The sequence below is a fragment of the Exiguobacterium sp. s131 genome, from assembly GCF_018617345.1.
Taxonomy (GTDB): Bacteria; Bacillota; Bacilli; order Exiguobacteriales; family Exiguobacteriaceae; genus Exiguobacterium; species Exiguobacterium profundum.
In genome coordinates, this window is record NZ_JACSJX010000001.1 from 746,864 (window position 1) to 766,141 (window position 19,278).

The 19,278-nt window shown below is 48.8% G+C and carries 17 protein-coding genes, 1 riboswitch and 1 other annotated feature; of the genes, 12 read left to right on the forward strand and 5 right to left on the reverse strand.

What is annotated here, in order from left to right; translation table 11 throughout:
* Nucleotides 1–45: 45 nt before the first annotated feature.
* The 4 genes from KNO69_RS03925 (at nucleotide 46) to KNO69_RS03940 (ending at nucleotide 3,986) form a co-directional block, all read left to right on the forward strand.
* Nucleotides 46–1,209, forward strand: a complete 1,164-nt coding sequence (locus tag KNO69_RS03925; RefSeq protein ID WP_078147230.1) for an iron-containing alcohol dehydrogenase — start codon at nucleotides 46–48, stop codon at nucleotides 1,207–1,209.
* Nucleotides 1,210–1,315: 106 nt separating this feature from the next.
* Nucleotides 1,316–2,668: a glucose-6-phosphate isomerase gene (locus KNO69_RS03930; protein ID WP_012726796.1), complete on the forward strand. Its 1,353-nt coding sequence runs from the start codon at nucleotides 1,316–1,318 to the stop codon at nucleotides 2,666–2,668.
* A 99-nt stretch (nucleotides 2,669–2,767) separates the two neighbouring features.
* Nucleotides 2,768–3,241: an RNA deprotection pyrophosphohydrolase gene (gene ytkD / locus KNO69_RS03935; protein WP_012726795.1), complete on the forward strand. Its 474-nt coding sequence runs from the start codon at nucleotides 2,768–2,770 to the stop codon at nucleotides 3,239–3,241.
* Nucleotides 3,222–3,986, forward strand: a complete 765-nt coding sequence (locus KNO69_RS03940; RefSeq protein ID WP_214816165.1) for an alpha/beta hydrolase family protein — start codon at nucleotides 3,222–3,224, stop codon at nucleotides 3,984–3,986. The genes ytkD and KNO69_RS03940 overlap by 20 nt, the downstream gene beginning before the upstream one ends.
* Nucleotides 3,987–4,001: 15 nt before the next feature.
* Here the strand turns inward: KNO69_RS03940 and pckA are convergent, their stop codons facing one another.
* Nucleotides 4,002–5,573 carry a phosphoenolpyruvate carboxykinase (ATP) gene (gene pckA, locus KNO69_RS03945; protein ID WP_214816168.1) on the reverse strand — a complete coding sequence of 524 codons (1,572 nt, stop codon included), beginning with the start codon at nucleotides 5,571–5,573 and terminating at the stop codon, nucleotides 4,002–4,004.
* 322 nt (nucleotides 5,574–5,895) lie between these two features.
* Nucleotides 5,896–6,015, forward strand: a riboswitch (SAM riboswitch).
* 132 nt (nucleotides 6,016–6,147) lie between these two features.
* On the opposite strand from pckA, the gene metK reads away from it, so the two are divergent.
* Complete coding sequence (gene metK, locus KNO69_RS03950) at nucleotides 6,148–7,356, forward strand: methionine adenosyltransferase (RefSeq protein ID WP_012726792.1); 1,209 nt, start codon at nucleotides 6,148–6,150, stop codon at nucleotides 7,354–7,356.
* Nucleotides 7,357–7,393: 37 nt separating this feature from the next.
* On the opposite strand, the gene KNO69_RS03955 is transcribed toward metK, so the two are convergent.
* Entirely contained in the window at nucleotides 7,394–7,912 is a 519-nt protein-coding gene (locus KNO69_RS03955) for a hypothetical protein (protein WP_074036432.1), read from the reverse strand.
* Between the two features lie 165 nt (nucleotides 7,913–8,077).
* Here KNO69_RS03955 and KNO69_RS03960 point away from each other — a divergent pair, with 165 nt between their 5' ends.
* Nucleotides 8,078–8,548 carry a GNAT family N-acetyltransferase gene (locus tag KNO69_RS03960; RefSeq protein WP_159562569.1) on the forward strand — a complete coding sequence of 157 codons (471 nt, stop codon included), beginning with the start codon at nucleotides 8,078–8,080 and terminating at the stop codon, nucleotides 8,546–8,548.
* 88 nt (nucleotides 8,549–8,636) lie between these two features.
* Complete coding sequence (locus tag KNO69_RS03965) at nucleotides 8,637–9,350, forward strand: alpha/beta fold hydrolase (protein WP_074036433.1); 714 nt, start codon at nucleotides 8,637–8,639, stop codon at nucleotides 9,348–9,350.
* A gap of 31 nt (nucleotides 9,351–9,381) precedes the next feature.
* On the opposite strand, the gene mnmM is transcribed toward KNO69_RS03965, so the two are convergent.
* Together mnmM and mnmL are read right to left on the reverse strand one after the other, a co-directional pair.
* The gene (mnmM, locus tag KNO69_RS03970) at nucleotides 9,382–9,954 is read right to left on the reverse strand and encodes a tRNA 5-(aminomethyl)-2-thiouridylate-methyltransferase MnmM (protein WP_074036434.1); all 573 of its coding nucleotides are present in this window, start codon (nucleotides 9,952–9,954) and stop codon (nucleotides 9,382–9,384) included.
* On the reverse strand, nucleotides 9,908–10,882 hold the full coding sequence (gene mnmL / locus KNO69_RS03975) for a tRNA modification radical SAM protein MnmL/YtqA (protein ID WP_214816172.1): 975 nt from the start codon (nucleotides 10,880–10,882) through the stop codon (nucleotides 9,908–9,910). Before mnmL ends, mnmM begins: the two co-directional genes overlap by 47 nt.
* A 178-nt stretch (nucleotides 10,883–11,060) precedes the next feature.
* Between mnmL and KNO69_RS03980 the strand changes: the two genes are divergently transcribed.
* The 5 genes from KNO69_RS03980 to KNO69_RS04000 all read left to right on the forward strand — a co-directional run bounded on the left by KNO69_RS03980 (nucleotide 11,061) and on the right by KNO69_RS04000 (nucleotide 17,878).
* Nucleotides 11,061–12,251, forward strand: coding sequence for an MDR family MFS transporter (locus KNO69_RS03980; protein ID WP_236548930.1), 1,191 nt, complete (start codon nucleotides 11,061–11,063; stop codon nucleotides 12,249–12,251).
* Nucleotides 12,252–12,290: 39 nt separating this feature from the next.
* Nucleotides 12,291–12,506 (forward strand) — a binding site (T-box leader).
* Nucleotides 12,507–12,545: 39 nt separating this feature from the next.
* Nucleotides 12,546–14,951, forward strand: coding sequence for a leucine--tRNA ligase (gene leuS, locus KNO69_RS03985; RefSeq protein WP_012726784.1), 2,406 nt, complete (start codon nucleotides 12,546–12,548; stop codon nucleotides 14,949–14,951).
* Between the two features lie 117 nt (nucleotides 14,952–15,068).
* The gene (locus tag KNO69_RS03990; protein ID WP_251124857.1) at nucleotides 15,069–16,196 is read left to right on the forward strand and encodes a hypothetical protein; all 1,128 of its coding nucleotides are present in this window, start codon (nucleotides 15,069–15,071) and stop codon (nucleotides 16,194–16,196) included.
* Between the two features lie 17 nt (nucleotides 16,197–16,213).
* Nucleotides 16,214–16,726 carry a pyrophosphohydrolase domain-containing protein gene (locus KNO69_RS03995; RefSeq protein ID WP_214816178.1) on the forward strand — a complete coding sequence of 171 codons (513 nt, stop codon included), beginning with the start codon at nucleotides 16,214–16,216 and terminating at the stop codon, nucleotides 16,724–16,726.
* Between the two features lie 315 nt (nucleotides 16,727–17,041).
* Entirely contained in the window at nucleotides 17,042–17,878 is an 837-nt protein-coding gene (locus KNO69_RS04000; protein ID WP_251124858.1) for a DUF2268 domain-containing putative Zn-dependent protease, read from the forward strand.
* A gap of 105 nt (nucleotides 17,879–17,983) precedes the next feature.
* Here KNO69_RS04000 and KNO69_RS04005 read toward each other — a convergent pair whose 3' ends face one another.
* Complete coding sequence (locus KNO69_RS04005) at nucleotides 17,984–19,249, reverse strand: BaiN/RdsA family NAD(P)/FAD-dependent oxidoreductase (RefSeq protein ID WP_214816181.1); 1,266 nt, start codon at nucleotides 19,247–19,249, stop codon at nucleotides 17,984–17,986.
* Between the last annotated feature and the right edge of the window lie 29 nt (nucleotides 19,250–19,278).

Genomic DNA, 19,278 nt, shown 5'->3' on the forward strand with positions numbered 1-19,278 from the left:
GGTATATAGTGTAGGTGTTACATATTTCTATGAGGAGGATGACTTATGCACAACTTTGAATACAAAAACCCGACAAAACTAATTTTTGGGACACATCAGATCGAAAAATTAGCAGGAGAACTCGAAGCGCTCGACGCGAAGAAAGTGATGCTTGTCTATGGTGGCGGAAGCATCAAAAAGAACGGGACGTACGATGAAGTCGTGGCCGAGCTTGAAAAAGCAGGCATCTCATACGTAGACTTCTCAGGTGTTGAACCGAACCCACGCATCGAGACGGTACGTCGTGCGGTGAAATTTGCGCGTGAAGAGGACGTTGACGCCTTGCTTGCTGTCGGTGGCGGTTCCGTCATTGACTGTACAAAACTCATTTCAGCAGCGATTCCATATGACGGGGACGCGTGGGACATCGTGCTTCGTGAACATATCCCGACAGAGGCGGTACCGTTCGGGACAGTCCTTACACTCGCTGCGACAGGGTCGGAGATGAACTCGGGATCGGTCATCACGAACTGGGAGACTCAAGAAAAGTTTGGATGGGGTCACCCGCTCGTCTTCCCGACATTCTCGATTCTCGATCCACGTTACACCGTGTCGGTTCCAAAAGACCAGACAATCTATGGCATCGTCGACATGATGAGCCACTGTTTCGAGCAATACTTCCACCCGAACCATGCGCCGGTACAGGAACGCATGACAGAAGGTGTGTTGAAAGCGGTCGTTGAATCGGCACCGAAACTCGTGAACGATTTAGAGAACATAGACCTTCGTGCCATCATCTTGTTCTCAGGTACGATGGCATTGAACGGTGTCCTGCAAATGGGTGCATCGGGTGACTGGGCATCGCACAACATCGAACACGCCGTATCCGCTGTCCATGATATCCCGCATGCTGGAGGTCTCGCGATCCTCTTCCCACGTTGGATGGAGCATGTATTAGATGAAGACAACGCGGCTCGCTTCGCACGACTCGGTACAGAAGTATTTGATGTCGAGCCTGGCGAGAACGATTTGGAAACAGGGAAACGTACGATCCAAGCTGTACGTGCATTCTTTGACCAACTCGGTGCACCGAACTCGCTTCGTGACTATGAGATCGATGAGTCGACATTCGATGCGATTCTCGATTCTGCGATGAAACGTGGCGCATTCGGTCGTTTCCGTACACTCGAACGGGAAGATGTCGCGCATATTCTCGAACTCAGTAAATAAGGCGATTTCTTGCCTATTTTGCAATAATGATTGAACGAATCTAGCGTTTCCGTTTATGATGGGTCATGTATGGCTCTTTTACGAGCGATTTAAAGGAGGAAATGACATGTCAACTGTACGTTTCGATTATTCAAACGCGCTCTCATTCGTAGGGAAGCATGAAATCGACCAAATGCAAGAAACGGTAAAAACCCTTCACTCGGTGATTCACGAGCGGAGCGGTGCCGGAAGTGATTTTCTTGGGTGGGTCGACCTTCCGACCGAATACGATCAAGATGAGTTCGCACGAATCAAAGCTGCGGCGGAACGAATTCGCGAGAATTCAGACGTTCTCGTCGTCGTCGGAATCGGAGGATCTTACCTCGGTGCCCGTGCAGCGATCGAAATGCTTCAACATTCGTTCTTCAACGTATTGTCAAAAGAAGAGCGCAAGGCGCCGCAAGTATTCTATGCGGGTCACAACATCTCTTCAACGTATATGAGAGAATTGCTTCAAGTGCTTGAAGGGAAAGAGGTCTCAATCAACGTCATCTCGAAATCAGGAACGACGACAGAACCTGCCATCGCATTCCGTGTCCTCAAGCAGTTCATGGAAGACAAGTACGGTCAAGATGGAGCGCGTGAGCGGATCTATGCGACGACAGACCGTGCCCGTGGCGCCCTCAAGACGCTCGCGGACGCAGAAGGATACGAGACGTTCGTTATTCCAGATGACGTCGGTGGACGCTTCTCTGTCCTCACACCGGTCGGACTTCTCCCGATTGCTGCTGCAGGAATCGATATCGATGCCTTGATGGAAGGGGCGCGTGATGCACAAAACGCTTACAGCTCACCAGAATTGGCTGAGAACGAAGCGTATCAGTATGCGGTCGTACGTAACGCCCTTTACGCGAAAGGCAAATCGATTGAGATGCTCGTCAACTACGAGCCAGCCCTTCACTACGTGTCTGAGTGGTGGAAACAGCTTTACGGAGAATCTGAAGGAAAAGACAACAAAGGAATCTTCCCTGCGGCTGTCGACTTCTCGACTGATCTTCACTCGATGGGTCAATACATTCAAGAAGGTCGTCGTGACTTGTTCGAGACAGTCATCCGTGTGAAAGAAGTCCGTCACACAATGAACGTCCCAGAAGACGCACAAGACTTGGATGGTTTGAACTTCCTCGCAGGGGAAACGATTCAGTTCGTGAACGACAAGGCGACAGAAGGAACGCTCCTCGCGCATACAGATGGCGACGTACCGAACCTCGTCGTCGAATTGCCAGAGATGACACCGTACCACCTCGGTTACTTGTTCTACTTCTTCGAGAAAGCATGTGCGATGAGCGGATACATCCTCGGGGTGAACCCGTTCAACCAGCCAGGCGTCGAAGCATACAAAGCGAACATGTTCGCACTACTCGGTAAACCAGGGTATGAAGAACAAAAAGCAGAACTCGAAAAACGCTTGAATCAATAAGAAAACGAATCGGTCCGCGCGTCGGACCGATTTTTTTGTTTGAAACTGGGTGCAGACAAGGTAAAGTGAGAGTAGACAGGGGAAAGAAAGGGATGGACTATGAAGACATTCAAGGATTACTATCATAATCAAGTCGAGTTAAGCTTCACCCATTATCCGTTCTCAGACACGCCGCTCCACGTCTGGGTCGTCGCCCGTTACAAGGACAAATGGGTATTGACGAAGCATAAACAACGCGGGCTAGAGTTCCCAGGTGGGAAAGTCGAACCGGGCGAACATGAGGATGCCGCGGCCATCCGGGAAGTATATGAAGAGACTGGAGGCGTCGTCAAGACGTTACGATACATGGGGCAATATCGTGTGCTCGGTCGTGGTGACACCGTCATCAAAAATATCTATTTTGCGGAGATTGAACGATTCGAAGATCATCCCGCAGTCGACGAGACGGATGGGGCCGTCTTGATTGATGTCTTACCGGACAATCTACTACGGAATCCACGTTACAGCTTTATGATGAAGGACCGTGTCTTACCAGAAACGATGAGGGTGCTCCATGAGCAACAACTGGTTTGATCGAATCGACGTGTTGCCACCATACGCCGGTTACCGGGTGACGCGTGGATGGTACACGACGAATGATGGGGAAGAGGTCGTCGCCTATTCGATTGAACCGAAACGGTCGATTGGACAGGTGCTGATGTACTTACGAGGGGGAACGGCACGAATCGGGGACGTTCGGTTACCGCGCCTCATGCAGTTTGCGGCACGTGGTTTTCATGTGGTGGCCCCGGTTTATCGAGGCAATCACGGAGGTACGGGAAAAGAAGACTTCGGTGGAGAGGATTTAGAAGACGTACTCTCACTTTATGATCGCGTCCAAACGAGTGGACGACCGATTCATGCACTCGGTTTTTCGCGCGGTGGGATGATGGCACTCTCTCTCGCATCTGAACGACCGGTCACTACCGTCACCTCATGGGCCGGTGTGACGAATCTAGAGTGGACATATGAAGAGCAACGCTCGATGCGGAAGATGTTACGTCGCATGACGGGGGGAGACCCCGAATCGGCAGAAACAGCATATACAGAACGTTCTCCGCTTTATAAGGAATGGGATGCACCAACGCTGATCATCCATGGTACGGATGACGAGCAGGTCCGTTTGCGCCATGCGACGGCAGTCGCCGAGAAGTTAGGGGAGCAGGCAGAGTTTTGGGTGCTTCCGTTCGGACACCAACTCCCGTTTTGGGATAAATGGGAGACGACCGAACAAGCGATGGAATGGATGTTACGACAAGCAAAAGCACCGACTCGATGAGTCGGTGCTTTCGTATTAGATGACCAGTGGGCCGGCTGCGATGACCGATTCACTCGCTTTCGTGAACCGTGTGAAGTTCTCTTTGAACTTCATCGCGAGTGCCTTCGCCTCGACATCGTAGCGAGCTGGGTCGCTCCACGTATCACGTGGATTGAGCACGTTACTCGGTACGCCTTCGATGGCTACTGGAATCTCGACGTTGAAAATGTCATGTTTCTTCGTCTCGACGTCACGAAGTTGACCGTTGACTGCGGCGTTGACCATCGCACGCGTGTACGCGAGTTTCATACGTGAACCTTCACCGTATGCACCGCCAGTCCAACCTGTGTTGACGAGGTAGACATCCACGTCGTGTTGCTCGATCAATTTACCGAGCATATCCGCGTAACGCTCTGGAGCGAGCGGAAGGAACGGTGAACCGAAGCAAGTCGAGAATGTCGCCTGTGGTTCTGTGACACCGCGCTCGGTGCCGGCAAGTTTTGACGTATAACCCGACAAGAAGTGGTACATCGCCTGTTCTTTCGTCAGTTTGCTGATCGGAGGCAAGACGCCATATGCATCTGCCGTCAAGAAGACAATCGTATTCGGATGACCGGCGCGAGATGGGAGCATCGCATTGTCGATGAACTCGATTGGATATGCCGCACGTGTGTTTTCCGTCAAGGAAATGTTCTTATAGTCCGGTGTACGATCTTCATTCAACACGACGTTTTCAATCAATGAACCGAAGCGAATCGCATCGTAGATTTGAGGTTCGTTCTCACGAGACAAGTTGATCGTCTTCGCGTAACAACCTCCTTCGATGTTGAAGACCCCGTCCGGTGACCATCCGTGTTCGTCGTCTCCAATCAAGTGACGCTCAGGGTCAGCCGAGAGCGTTGTCTTCCCAGTGCCCGACAATCCGAAGAAGAGTGCCGTTTCGTTCGCATCGTTGACGTTTGCTGAACAGTGCATCGATAACACGTTCTGCTCAGGTAGCAAGAAGTTCATGACGGAGAAGATCGATTTTTTAATTTCGCCACCGTATTCTGTTCCCCCGATCAGAATCGTGCGCTTGGCGAATGAAACGAGAATGAACGTCTCAGAGTTCGTACCATCGACCGCAGGGTCTGCTTTATAGCTCGGTGCATAAATTACCGTGAACGGATCGAACGCACCTTTCGTCGGCCATTCGCGTAAGAACAATTGTTTGGCGAACAGACTGTGCCACGCATACTCCGTAATGGCACGGACAGGCAACGTATAGTGTTCATCTGCACCAGCGGATGCTTCTAGATAATACAGCTTATCCTTCTTTTCTAAATGGTTGAGAACTTTGTCAAGAAGTGCTGAAAACTTCTCTTCTGCGATCGGTTGGTTCACTTTACCCCAATCGACGAGGTTGTTGCTGACTTCATCTTGTACGACGAATTTGTCTTTCGGTGACCGTCCGGTAAAAGCACCGGTGCTGACAGATAATGCCCCGTCTTTTGTCAGTACACCTTCACCATTTTGAATGGCTTCTTCCACCAGCTCTGGAACCGTCAAGTTCCGTAACATGTCGGCACCATTAATTAATTCTTCGATTTTCAGGAGCGTTGTCGCCATCCTGAATCCCACCTTTCCCCTAAATAGATGTGGATGAAATCCGCATACTTACGCGATTACGATTAATCAGTATGACATTTTTAATTATATGTGACACACTAATTAAAAACAAGCGTTTCTTCTCTCTAAGTAAGCGCTTTCTTACAAAGTCATTTTATCACATTCTCTTATCACAAGGTGTTAAAAAAAAGAAACGAAATAAAAAAATGTTTGACGATTCACAAACAGAAATGTTTTGCAAGTCTGTGAAAACTTTTACGAATTCGTCCGATTCCCTTGACATAATCGAGTGTCATTTATATGATGGTTTTCGTAACGGATACTCTTATTCTGAGCGGTGGAGGGAACAAGGCCCTACGAAGCCCAGCAACCGTCCGACATGAAGTCTTGTGCGGAAAAGGTGCTATCCTGAAGCGAAGCCATTAGCTTCGAACGATAAGAGGGTAAGGAAGAACGATTCAACCTTTCCCCATGTATGTCATCGGGGGAGGTTTTTTTCATTACCGTCCCAAAGCAACGCGTAAGGGGAACGAGTACCGTCCACATAATACCCTTATTATAGGAGGTTTTTTGAATGTCAAAATTGAACCGTCGACTTTTTACTTCAGAGTCGGTTACTGAAGGACATCCAGACAAAATTTGTGATCAGATCTCTGACTCCATCTTGGATGCCATTTTAGCGGAAGACCCGAATGCCCGTGTTGCGGCAGAAACGTCTGTCACAACAGGTCTTGTACTCGTAGCTGGTGAAATCACAACGTCAACTTACGTGGATATCCCGAAAGTTGTCCGTGAAACAATCCGCGAAATCGGATACACGCGTGCGAAATATGGCTTTGATGCTGAAACGTGTGCGGTCTTGACGTCAATCGATGAGCAATCGGTAGACATCGCGCAAGGTGTTGACCAGGCGCTTGAAGCACGTGAAGGTCAGATGACTGAAGAGGAACTCGATGCAATCGGTGCAGGAGACCAAGGTCTTATGTTCGGATATGCGACAAACGAGACACCTGAACTCATGCCGCTTCCAATCTCGTTAGCACACAAGTTGTCACGTCGTCTTGCTGAAGTGCGTAAGAACGGTACGCTCGAGTACCTTCGTCCGGACGGGAAGACGCAAGTAACGGTCGAGTATGATGAGGACAACAACCCTGTGCGCATCGATACGATTGTTATTTCGACACAACACGCTGAAGAAATCACGCTTGAGCAAATTCAAGAAGATTTGAAAAAACATGTCATCGAGGCAGTCATTCCGGCTGAACTCATCGATGCTGAAACAAAATACTTCATCAACCCGACTGGTCGCTTCGTAATCGGTGGACCACAAGGGGACGCAGGTTTGACTGGACGTAAGATCATCGTCGATACGTACGGTGGATACGCTCGTCACGGTGGCGGTGCATTCTCTGGTAAAGATCCTACAAAAGTTGACCGTTCAGCGGCATACGCAGCCCGCTATGTAGCGAAAAACATCGTTGCAGCAGGACTTGCTGATAAAGCAGAAGTTCAACTTGCATACGCAATCGGTGTTGCACACCCAGTATCAATCGCTGTCGATACGTTCGGCACAGGTAAATTGAGCGAAACGGAACTCGTTGAACTCGTTCGCGAGAACTTCGATCTCCGTCCAGCAGGCATCATCAAGATGCTTGACCTTCGTCGCCCAATCTACAAACAAACGGCAGCTTACGGTCACTTCGGTCGTACAGACATCGAACTCCCATGGGAGCAAACAGATAAAGCAGCCATTCTTGAAGAAGGCGCGAAACGTTTCGCGTAATCATCAAAAACGACCTTTCCGAGGAAAGGTCGTTTTTTTATGCTGTCGGTGGTACCTGTTTGTTCGAATCGGATGAAGAATCGGTTGTCGGATCTTGTCCAAGCGCCGTATCCTTCGCTTCGACGACTTTCTCCCCGATGTTCTGTAAGTCCGACTTGGCCTCTTGAGCCGTCTCGACGATTTTAGTGACGTCCTCTTTCACGGTATCGACTTCCCCGACGACTTTTTCGTATACGTTTTGGACATCTGTAGAGACTTCTTGAATCTTTGTCGAGGCCGACTTCACTTGTTCAATGACTTGAGACGCCTTTCCGGCAGGATCTTGTTTCACTTCGTTGACGATGCCCCCGACCGACGATTTCGCATTCGAGAGAGATTGCTTTGTCTGCTCCCGGTTCGAGGAGCTAAGTAAGGCGAGTAGACCACCGACGAGTGCACCGAGCAACATCCCGGTCACGACACTGATTTTTGGACTTCCCCCGTCCAATTGATCGAATTGGCGATTCGGGTTTGCTGTCTGTTCTACTTTCGGGTCATGTTCTTGTCTAGGTTCCATGTGGTTCCACTCCTTCGTTTGATTGGCATTGGTTGTGTTATACCCTAGAGCAATGTCTACGTAACGTTTTCTGATGAATCGTCATGAAAAAGAAATGAAGGAGCAGGATAAAAACACCGGGATAGGGAATGATACAAATAGATTGGCCAAAAGGGGGAAGCTGTCATGAACATGAGGGAAGCAGTGCCAGAAGATGCGACGCTGATTCGGAACATCGCGCTGGCGACCATTTCACAGGATGATTCCAATCGAACGAGAGCGATGGAACGCGCGTATCGGCAAGAAGAGATTGTACGAGCAATCAGTTCAAGTGAAGAAGCACGAGAACAGTATTTTATCGTTGGCGAATATGAAGAAGATGTCATCGGATTTTGTCATGCCATCGATCGCGGTGACATGTGGGAGATGCTCCGCCTCTATCTGCACCCCGATTATCATCGAAACGGCTACGGCGCAGCCTTTTTGGCCCACCTTCAATCGAAAAAAGAACAGCCGATGGAAGTGTACGTTGAGAATTCGAATGAGCAAGCAATCGCCTTCCTCTTGCATCAATCTTTCAAAGAAGTGAATCGCATCCAGGAAGAGGTGTATGATCGCCCGATGGAACTCATCCATTTACGATATGACCCGAGCTAAGCCTCCAGACGGATTTTATTTAAACATCAGTTGCGGCTGATGTTTTTTTGATACAATGAATGTAGTCTATAAACGAGGTGACGGCTGTATGGCAAATGAAGAAGTACGAAAAGGAGTCATCGTCATCGTGTATCCGTTACAATTCACGTCACGGATCAGCGAGAACTTTATTCGACGGCTCGAAGACGAGTATGAAGTCATCGTCGTCCGCGAACAATCGATTGGATTGACGGCGGGTGACCATAAGCAACTAATCAAGCGAGCATTGCGCGAGGCAGGAGAATATAAATTACCGATTCATGTCGTGGCATTCAGTCTTGGCGCACTCTTAACGAATCGCCTTTTACAGGAGTACGATGTGCCACTCGGGAGTCTCACATATATCTCCCCATTGTTTGATTGGCATGCCACTCGTCAAATCGGTGGGTTGAAACAAGTCGTCGCAAGTGCTGTCGACCGTTTTCGCCCTGACTTGCCACTCGGGATGATGACATTTACTGGCGGCGGAGACGAGTCGTCCCGATTCGGAGAAATCACATATGCGCAATATCGGGAGATCGAAGAAGAAATCGTCGAGCATCAGGAAGAGAAGAAGCATCTGCCACGCCTTCCGCTCGCCTGTTTCTATGCACCAGACGACCAGTTTGCGGACGTGAAGTTGACGTTGAATGTTTGTCGAAAAATCGGTGGGGACCAAGTGTATATCCGGCGATTGGAAGGATTCCCACACTTTGGTTACGAACGATTGAACACGAAATTCGCGGAAACCCTCATGACGTTTTATGAATTGATTCAAGAATGACAGAAGGCGACTCTAATGAGCCGCCTTTTTCTTATGCACGTTTTTCAATCGCCACGATGAATGGGGGATGATTGACTTGGTTGATAAATCCATAACGCAGGACGCCTGCCTGTTTTTGATCGAGGGACTCTACATAATGAAGCACCTCGTCTCGTTCGACTTTCCCACTTTCATGTCCGTGGTAAATCACGATGACGATGACGCCACCGACAGCCATGACGTCTAATAGTTGGGATAATGCGGCAATCGTCGTATTTCCGTGTGTCGTGATCGATTTATCACTTCCCGGTAAATACCCTAAGTTGAAGACGGCCGCGGTGATCGGACGCGCTTCCTTTTCAACGACCGCTTGGACCGTATCGTGACTATCATGAATCACGGTCACACGTTCACTGACATCCGCTTCTTCAACCCGCGCCTTTGTGGCTGCTACAGCTTCTGATTGGATATCAAAAGCATAGACATGTCCTGTCTCGCCTACAGCATTCGCTAAGAACAACGTATCGTGTCCGTTCCCGGCCGTCATATCGATGGCGACCTGACCTTCCTCGAGATGGTCATGTAGTAATTGTTTTGCAAAAGGTAGTACTCTCATTAATCCCATACATCTCATCCTTCTTTTTTCCTTGAAAAGAATCCCGGCGCTCCAATTCCGCACGAATCTTGTTTAGCACCTGCATCTTGTGACGGCTCCATAGCGGACCGATCAAGAGGTCGGGAGGACCGTCTCCTGTCAAACGATGGACGATCACCTCGGGAGGGATTCGTTCGAGTTGATCACAGACGAGGGAGACGTATGTGTCTTCCTCCATCAAGTCGAGCAGTCCTTTCTCATATTGACGGGCGAGCGGTGTGTGTTTCAAGACGTGAAGTAAATGGATCTTGATTCCTTGTATGTCCATTTTAGCAACTTCTCGTGCCGTGTCGAGCATCATCTCTGGTGTCTCACCTGGGAGGCCATTGATGATATGAACGCAGACACGAATGTTGTGACGGCGAAGTTTCGCAAGACCGGTCAAAAACGATTGATAGTCGTGCCCGCGATTGATCTTTTTAGCGGTGGTGTCGTGTACGGTCTGAAGACCAAGCTCTACCCAAAGGGAAGTCCGTTCATTCAACTCTGCTAAATAGGCGACGACGTCGTCCGGCAAGCAGTCAGGACGTGTCGCAATCGAGAGACCGACGACCCCATCCTCATTTAGTGCCGGTTCATACAATTCACGTAACCGCTCGACTGGTGCATACGTATTACTAAACGCTTGGAAATAAGCAATATAATTGGCATTTTTCCACTTCCGGTGGAGACGAGCCTTCACTTCTGCAAATTGAACGGGAATCGGATGGCAAGCATTTCCCGCGAAATCACCACTTCCATCGTCCGAACAGAAGGTGCATCCGCCTTTTGAGACACGTCCGTCACGGTTCGGGCACGTGAAGCCACCATCGAGTGGCACTTTAAACACCTTGCCCCCGTACTCTCGGCGATACGCCTCATTGAGTGTATGGTAGCGATTTTGACCGAATGGATTCATGTTCATCTCTCCTTCCTTGCTCATCCTATCACAAACGGAAAATGACAAAACTTCATAATAAGTAATTTTTCTTGACACTTCGTTGGCGTTCGTTTAGGTTTGATAAGGAAATCTTGTCGATTCGGCCTTTTTGTGCCGATTTTTTTAATGTGAAAGAAGAATGAAAGGAGGACTTGGTGTGAACAATAAAATGCCAATTTCGGTATGGATTTTAGTAATTGCGATGGCGCTCAATACAACGGCGGCGTCTTTTTTATGGCCATTTAACACACTGTATATTCATGATTTTTTAGGTGAGTCGATGACGCTTGCTGGGGTGGCGCTTCTTGTGAACTCGGCACTCGCGATTGTCGGGAACTACATCGGAGGGACGCTATTCGATCGAATCGGTGGGAAGACGACGTTGATGATTTCTGTCGGTCTCTTGCTCGCGAGCTCGCTTGGATTTTTACTGTTTCATGCCACGTTCTTCGGCTATCTCGTATGGCTCGGATTGATCGGTCTTTCAGGTGGACTCGTCTTTCCGACCGTATATGCGTTTGCGGGTCTCATTTGGCCAGAAGGGGGACGCCGTTCGTTCAATGCGATTTACGTCGCGCAAAACGTGGGGGTCGCCCTCGGTACGGCAATGAGTGGTCAAATCGCTCGATTTAACATCGAGTGGATTTTTTATGCGAACTTCTTCTTATCGGTCTTATTTGTCGTAGTGCTCTTGTTTGGACTGCGTTATTTGAAAAATCCGGCACGTCCTGTCGTTCAGTCGCAACTAGAAGCGGCAGCCACGACACTATCGAGTGCGACGATGAAATCGATGTGGTATGTCGCCGTCGGTTATGCGGTGCTTTGGTTCGTGTATGTTCAATGGCAGGGGACGATTGCGGTTCACTCGAAAGATCTCGGCGTCACAATCAGTCAATACTCACTCCTTTGGACAGTGAACGGGGCGATGATTGTCTTCGCACAACCGTTGCTCAACCGCGTCTTACGACAGTTTGAGGACGACTTAAAACGTCAATTGATCATCGGGGCATCCATCTTCCTCGGTGCGTTCTTGATTGTCCCATTCGCTGGTGGATTCGGGATGTTCATGGTCGCGATGGTTGTCATGACCATCGGGGAGATGTTTGTCTGGCCGGCTGTTCCGACGATTGCGGCGAAACTTGCCCCACCTGGGAAAGCTGGGCAATACCAAGGGCTCGTCAATATCGCAGCATCCGTCGGTCGAATGATTGGACCGACGTTGTCTGGTTTTGTCTATGACATGTTCGGCATTACAGCAGTCTTCGGCATGCTTCTACTACTTGCTACGTTGGCCTTAACGCTATTTGTCATCATGAAAGACATTCGTGTCACAGAAAAATCAAGTTGACGTTGAATTTCAGAATGGGCTAAAATAGACTACGATGAATAGCAAGCATTGAAGAGGACTAGTAGCGAACGTTCCGTTTCAAAGAGAGTCGATGGATGGTGTGAATCGATAAGCGGATGTTGTGAACTCGCCTTGGAGCTGTTTTCCTGAAACGAGTAGGGAAAACCGGGGTTACGCCTCGTTACCGGCGTCTCAAGTGGCAGCAATGCAACATGGGTGGTACCGCGGAGAGCTTTCAAGCCTTTCGTCCCATTTTCGGGGACGGAAGGCTTTTTATTATGCAGAGGAGGAAGAATGTTGAGTTATTTTAAACATCAAGAAATCGAGCCGAAGTGGCAAAAGCGTTGGGAAGAGAAAGAAGCATTTAAAACGACAGAAGACCCGGAGAAGGATTGTTTCTACGTCCTTGATATGTTCCCGTACCCATCCGGTGCTGGTCTTCACGTCGGTCACCCGGAAGGTTACACGGCGACGGATATCATCGCTCGTATGAAACGGATGCAAGGATATAACGTCCTTCACCCGATTGGCTGGGATGCGTTCGGTCTTCCTGCCGAGCAATATGCACTCGACACAGGGAACGACCCGCGTGAATTCACAGCGCGCAACATCGAGACGTTCCGCCGTCAGTTGAAAGAACTCGGATTCTCATACGATTGGGACCGTGAAATTAGCACGACGGACCCGAAATACTATAAATGGACGCAGTGGATCTTCACGCAACTCTTCGAACGTGGTCTCGCATACGTCGATGAAGTCGCGGTCAACTGGTGCCCGGCTCTCGGTACAGTCCTTGCGAACGAGGAAGTCATCGATGGGTTGTCAGAGCGTGGGAACCACCCGGTCTACCGTGTCCCAATGAAGCAGTGGGTGCTTCGTATCACGGAATACGCAGAGCGTTTGCTTGAAGATTTGGAAGGTCTCGATTGGCCTGAGAGCGTGAAAGAGATGCAACGCAACTGGATTGGTAAATCGGTCGGTGCCGAGGTCGACTTTAAAGTCGATGGTCACGATAAGATCGTCACGGTATTCACAACACGTCCAGATACGCTTCACGGGGCGACATACGTAACACTCGCACCAGAGCATCCGTTCACTAAAGTGATCACGACGCCTGAACAATCGACGGCAGTCGAAGCATACATTGAAGAAGTCTCGAAGAAGACGGACCTTGAGCGTACAGATCTCGCCAAAGAGAAGACGGGTGTCTTCACGGGCGCATATGCGATCAACCCGGTGAACGGCGAGAAACTTCCGATTTGGACAGCGGACTACGTTCTCTCGACATATGGGACAGGTGCAGTCATGGCTGTTCCTGGACACGATGAGCGCGATTATGAGTTTGCGAAAACGTTCGACCTCCCGATCCGTGAAGTCGTCAAAGGTGGAAACGTGGAAGAGGCGGCTTACGTCGAAGACGGTGAGCACGTCAACTCTGGTAGCTTGAACGGACTTAATAAAGCCGATGCCATCAAGACGATCATTGAAGAGCTCGAAGCTAGTGGCACAGGGCGTGCGAAGACGACATACCGACTTCGTGACTGGTTGTTCAGCCGTCAACGTTACTGGGGAGAGCCGATTCCGGTCGTCCACATGGAAGACGGAACGATGAAGACAGTACCGGTCGAAGAGCTTCCGCTCGAACTTCCGATCATCGATGAAATCAAACCATCTGGTACAGGTGAGTCGCCACTTGCGAACGCAGAAGAGTGGTTGACGTATACAGATCCGGTCACAGGGGAAAAAGGTCGTCGCGAGACGAACACGATGCCACAATGGGCAGGTAGCTGCTGGTACTACATCCGTTACATCGATCCAGATAACGAAGAGATGATTGCGGATCCTGAGAAACTCAAGCGTTGGCTTCCAGTCGACTTGTATATCGGGGGTACGGAGCATGCCGTTCTTCACTTGCTCTACGCACGTTTCTGGCATAAAGTACTCTTTGATATCGGTGTGGTCCCGACGAGCGAACCGTTCCAAAAACTCTACAACCAAGGAATGATCCTCGGTGAGAACAACGAGAAGATGTCGAAATCTCGTGGGAACGTTGTCAACCCGGATGATATCGTGAAGTCGCACGGAGCCGATACACTCCGTCTTTACGAAATGTTCATGGGACCACTTGATGCGGCCATCGCATGGTCGACGAATGGTCTTGACGGGGCACGTCGCTTCCTCGACCGCGTCTGGCGTTTGTTCGATCAGACGAACTTCGCAGACGTGGCGCCGACTGCCGACTTTGAACGCACGTATCATCAGACGGTGAAAAAAGTCACGGAGGATTATGAAGCCCTTCGCTTCAACACTGCAATCTCGCAGTTGATGGTCTTCGTCAATGAAGCGAACAAACAAGAGACGTTGCCGAAATCTCAAATGGTCGACTTCATCAAGATGCTTTCACCAGTCGCGCCGCACTTGTCTGAAGAGTTGTGGGAGAAGATGGGCATGACGGAAGAGTTGACGTATGCGGCTTGGCCGACATACGATGAGTCAAAACTTGTAAGCGACACGATTGAAGTCGTCATCCAGGTGAACGGGAAACTCCGTGCGAAAATGCACGTCTCTCGTGACGCATCAAAAGAAGCACTTGAGGCGGAAGCACTCGGGAACGAGCGTGTCCAAGAGTTCACAGAAGGCAAGACGGTTCGTAAAGTCATTGTCGTTCCAGGAAAACTCGTCAATATTGTAGTGGGGTAACAAAAAGAATGTGTGACATTGTCGCACATTCTTTTCTTTTTGGTGAGGTCATTTTCTTTTATGGACGGTTTTGATACACTAAAGGGCGATACTGAAGTAGAAGGGGACGACATGTCCATGAAACGTTCTTATGTGCTATACACGACACTATGTGCCGTCGTGGTCGGTGTGATCCTTTGTTATGTTTTTGTCTTTTCAGATGAAGAGATTCAACGACAGGTCGCCTCGACATTTGAAAAAATTGATATTCAAACGAGTCATCAAACGGCCTCACTTCCACCCGTGGAAGCTGCGCAGGATGATGAAGATATCGATACGACCGATGCCCTCGAACAAATCAGTCAAATCGATGAAGTGTATTACAGTGACACGATTGGGGCGTATTTGGTCTTAACCGAACAAGCTGAATTTTTTGAAGTGAGCGGAAACGGGACGCGCGTCAACTCTGTGCTCCAACTTGAGAATTCAGGCAAACAGCGCCTCGATGACTTTATCGGGATGCGCATGGTCGAAGAAGATCTTGTGTATGCGGTGACAGCGAACGGTACGCTCATTACAATCGAGCGAGAAGAAGGACGCTGGGTCGAGCGGCCACGTAAACAAATCAAAGGACTCGTGTCGGAAGACCGAATCTTTGGTCTTGGGTATGACCGGGAAACGAAACGGCTGTTCATGATGAACCGATTGGCGGATACCCCGGACCTTGAGCTCCTTTATGTCGAAGAACGAGAGATCGAACCGGAGACTCCGGCCGATGACAAATCATCAGAAACATCGACTGACGCTGACACGAATACTCAAGAAACAGAAGAATCATCGGAAGATTCAACGTTAGAAAACGTCTCGACGAATGACGATGCCTCGAGCGAAACGGCTGCAACTGAAGACTCGCCTGACAATGAGTCGAACGAACAAGAAGCGGAAGAAGAGAAACAAGAGCCCGAGACCGAATGGATGCTTGATTCACGACAAGCGTTATCTGCTGACGGGATGAGTGCTTCCATCCAGCAAAAATTCGAACGGTTCGAAGGAGTTGGGCTAGTCGAGAGGCAAGGACGCGTCTACGTGCTCGACTCTGAGGAGCTCGTTCTCTATACGGTCAACCCAGAAGAAGGGACCATCAACGGTCAGATGGTGACGCCTCGTGTGTATGATTCGACCGGTATGTTTTTACAAGACAATGAAATCTTTGCAATCGTCCACCCGGAAGTATTCGATTTAGATGCCTTCGTATCTGTGGACTGATCATGGGGGAATGACAGATGAGCAAACGTTACTTTTTTGAAGAAGTGAAACAATTCCACGAGACATTTGGACATCCAGGAGCGAAATCGCCGCAACCGTTGACGCTTGATCGTGCGACAAAACGATCGGTGTGGACGGCAGAGGAAGCGGTCGTCGAGTTTTTGCATCAATCATCGGAATCGGAAGAAGAGTTTTTACAAGCCATCGAGCAATTCCAAGTAGGATTCCAAAAGGCGGTTCAAAAATCGTTGCAAGACGCACCTCCGTCGGATGATGTGGAACGCCTCGTCGGACAAGGGGATGCATTGACGGATGCGTTATACTTTGTGATGGGCAGTTTCGTTGAACTCGGGCTCGACCCCGTTCCGTTGTTTGAAATCGTCCAGCGCGCCAATATGGCGAAACTTGGACCGGACGGGAAGCCGATCTTACGCGAGTCAGACAATAAAGTCATGAAACCTGAAGGATGGATGCCGCCCGAGCCGGAGCTCGAAAAAGAAGTGCGTCGTCAAATCGCAGGGAAAGAATAACCATAAACGGCTTGAGCCCTCATTAGAGTGGGTTCGAGTCGTTTTTTGTTGTGATGGTCGTGATGACATGCTGATATTAGATTGGATTGGAAAGATTATGGGAGTAATTAATGGTATGATTTAACATAAGTGAGCGAATGAGGGATATTGATCATTGATATGGAGGTCATTTAACTGAAAAAGCTATTCGGTATTCTATGTTGTAGTTCAGCACTTCTATTAGCATCATGTAGCAATGATGAAAAAACGTCAGAATCTAAAACGTCTGAGCCTGACGTTTCAATCGAAACGATAAAAATTAACGATGAGAATGAATTGACAATCGTCCCACTCTACACCCAATACCAGCAATATTTGAACGCATCTCTTGAATCAACCGACTCGGAGGAGAGCAAACAAAACTTCAAAAAATACGTACTCGATTACATAGGAGAGGTTGGAGAGGAAGAAAAAATCGATACATCCAGATTAAAAACTGATTTTAATCTAAAGCCGACTCCTCATAAGCAACAATTGCTGAAGCAGTTAGACAAATTAATCGAGCAGCATGAGGAGATTAAAGAGATTATTGCATCGACATATGCAGATTCAAATCAAATCTTACCCAAAAAGAAAAGCACAGTGTTTATTGCCCCGTATAATCCTGAATTCTTTTACGATAGTGAACCGTTGAAAGGAGTAGGCGCAGCAGCATACAAAGACGCATTCATCTTGTTTCTCGATACAGATTTTGACAAAGATGTGCTAGCCTATTCGACGGCTCACGAGTATCATCATCTGATTCTTCGTGATCAAAACAAATACAATCTTAGTTCGATTCTGGAGTCTATTATTATCGAAGGGAAAGCGGACGCATTTGCTGATCGGATTGTCAAAGGAGTTTCTCCCCCATGGCATGTTCAATTAGATGATGCGACCATGGAACACATTGCAAGTCGAGTGAATGATTATGAAACATCCTTTACTGATTTTGTAGTAGGTAATAGTCAAAAAGACATTCCGCGTTGGAGTAATTATATTCTAGGGAAGAATGTGCTCCATGACTATTTGACGGCGCATCCAGAGCTATCGATTCCCGAATGGACATTCAAAGAAGGTCATGAAATTCTAGAAGAGTTCAAGTATCGAAATGTGATGGAATTGGAAAATTAAGTTGAAAAGAATGTAAAAAAGGCTTGGTCCTGAATGATACAGGATCAAGCCTTTTGATTGTTAGTGAACATAATAGTACGTAGCCAATACGTTAGACCGAACCTTTTACCGCTCTGTCGCCAGTTCAGCTGCGTGCGATCCGGCACAATGTCCCGTTGTGAAGGCGGCCGTGATGTTGTAGCCACCTGTGTATCCATGAATGTCGAGTACTTCACCTGCAAAGAAGAGACCTGGTGCCTTCTTTGACATCATCGTCTGTGGTGCAACTTCTTTAACCGAAACGCCGCCACCTGTGACGAACGCTTTATCAAAGTCGAGTGTCCCGACGGCGTGCATCTCGAACATTTTCAAACGTGTTGCGAAATCGATGACTGATTGCTTTTTCAACTGACTCGCATCTTCTTCTCCAAATGCGAGTTCTTCGAGCAATAAGTCAAGAAGTCGCTCAGGGATGTAGCCTTTCCATACATTTTTAACGGCACGCTTCGGTTGGCTCTGTACTTGGTTCCACAGTTCCTGAACGAGCGCATCTCGTGACGTGTCCGGGAAGAAGTCGAGTGACAAGAGGACGACCTGTTCTTTGCTGCGTTTCCGTTCTTTGATTGTGTACTGACTGCAACGGAGCGCGATTGGACCTGAAATCCCGAAATGGGTAAAAATCATGTCTCCCTGATGCGTCTTGATCGCCTTCCCTTTTTTGCCATGCACCGTCAAAGCGACGTCCCGTAACGATAATCCTTGAAGTTGTTTCGTTCCGATGAACGCGTCATTCAATTTGATTGGCACCTCTGTCGGGAAGAGTTCGGTGATCGTGTGTCCTGCCTTCTGTGCCCATGGATAGCCGTCTCCGGTCGAACCGGTGTGTGGGACGGACTGTCCGCCGACCGCGACGACACAAGCTTTTGCCTCGAGCATCTCACCGTCCATCAACTCGACAGCGTGAAACTCGTTTTCCTCATTAAAATGTAGCGTTTTGACTTCAGCTTTTTTTCGAATCTCGACGCCGAGGTCTTCGATTGCCCGAAGCAACGTGTTGACCACGTCCTGTGCTTTATCTGTCACTGGGAACATTCGTCCGTTGTCTTCCTCTTTTAGCGGAATCCCGAATCCAGTGAAAAGGTCGATGATGGATTGGTTGTCGAACTGGGCGAGGGCGCTGTATAAAAAGCGACCGTTCCCGGGGATGAATTGAATCAATTCATCGATTGGTTTTCGGTTCGTGACGTTACAACGTCCTCCACCTGAAATGGCCAATTTCCGACCAAGTTTTGAACCTTTATCAATTAGCAAGGTCGAAGCGCCACTTTTTGCCGCTGCATACGTTGCCATGAGCCCGCTCGGCCCTCCACCGATGACGATGACATCTTTCATAGGGTATCTCCTCATTTCTTCATCTATAT

What these genes read in the sequence shown, in the direction of transcription:
- KNO69_RS03955 (WP_074036432.1), bottom strand. Translation starts at nt 7,912, where the DNA reads ATGGAACCTAGACAAGAACATGACCCGAAAGTAGAACAGACAGCAAAC.
- KNO69_RS04005 (WP_214816181.1), bottom strand. Translation starts at nt 19,249, where the DNA reads ATGAAAGATGTCATCGTCATCGGTGGAGGGCCGAGCGGGCTCATGGCA.
- KNO69_RS03960 (WP_159562569.1), top strand. Translation starts at nt 8,078, where the DNA reads ATGAACATGAGGGAAGCAGTGCCAGAAGATGCGACGCTGATTCGGAAC.
- leuS (WP_012726784.1), top strand. Translation starts at nt 12,546, where the DNA reads ATGTTGAGTTATTTTAAACATCAAGAAATCGAGCCGAAGTGGCAAAAG.
- metK (WP_012726792.1), top strand. Translation starts at nt 6,148, where the DNA reads ATGTCAAAATTGAACCGTCGACTTTTTACTTCAGAGTCGGTTACTGAA.
- KNO69_RS03930 (WP_012726796.1), top strand. Translation starts at nt 1,316, where the DNA reads ATGTCAACTGTACGTTTCGATTATTCAAACGCGCTCTCATTCGTAGGG.
- KNO69_RS03995 (WP_214816178.1), top strand. Translation starts at nt 16,214, where the DNA reads ATGAGCAAACGTTACTTTTTTGAAGAAGTGAAACAATTCCACGAGACA.
- mnmM (WP_074036434.1), bottom strand. Translation starts at nt 9,954, where the DNA reads ATGGGATTAATGAGAGTACTACCTTTTGCAAAACAATTACTACATGAC.
- KNO69_RS03965 (WP_074036433.1), top strand. Translation starts at nt 8,637, where the DNA reads ATGGCAAATGAAGAAGTACGAAAAGGAGTCATCGTCATCGTGTATCCG.
- mnmL (WP_214816172.1), bottom strand. Translation starts at nt 10,882, where the DNA reads ATGAATCCATTCGGTCAAAATCGCTACCATACACTCAATGAGGCGTAT.
- KNO69_RS03925 (WP_078147230.1), top strand. Translation starts at nt 46, where the DNA reads ATGCACAACTTTGAATACAAAAACCCGACAAAACTAATTTTTGGGACA.
- ytkD (WP_012726795.1), top strand. Translation starts at nt 2,768, where the DNA reads ATGAAGACATTCAAGGATTACTATCATAATCAAGTCGAGTTAAGCTTC.
- KNO69_RS03990 (WP_251124857.1), top strand. Translation starts at nt 15,069, where the DNA reads ATGAAACGTTCTTATGTGCTATACACGACACTATGTGCCGTCGTGGTC.
- pckA (WP_214816168.1), bottom strand. Translation starts at nt 5,573, where the DNA reads ATGGCGACAACGCTCCTGAAAATCGAAGAATTAATTAATGGTGCCGAC.
- KNO69_RS03940 (WP_214816165.1), top strand. Translation starts at nt 3,222, where the DNA reads ATGAGCAACAACTGGTTTGATCGAATCGACGTGTTGCCACCATACGCC.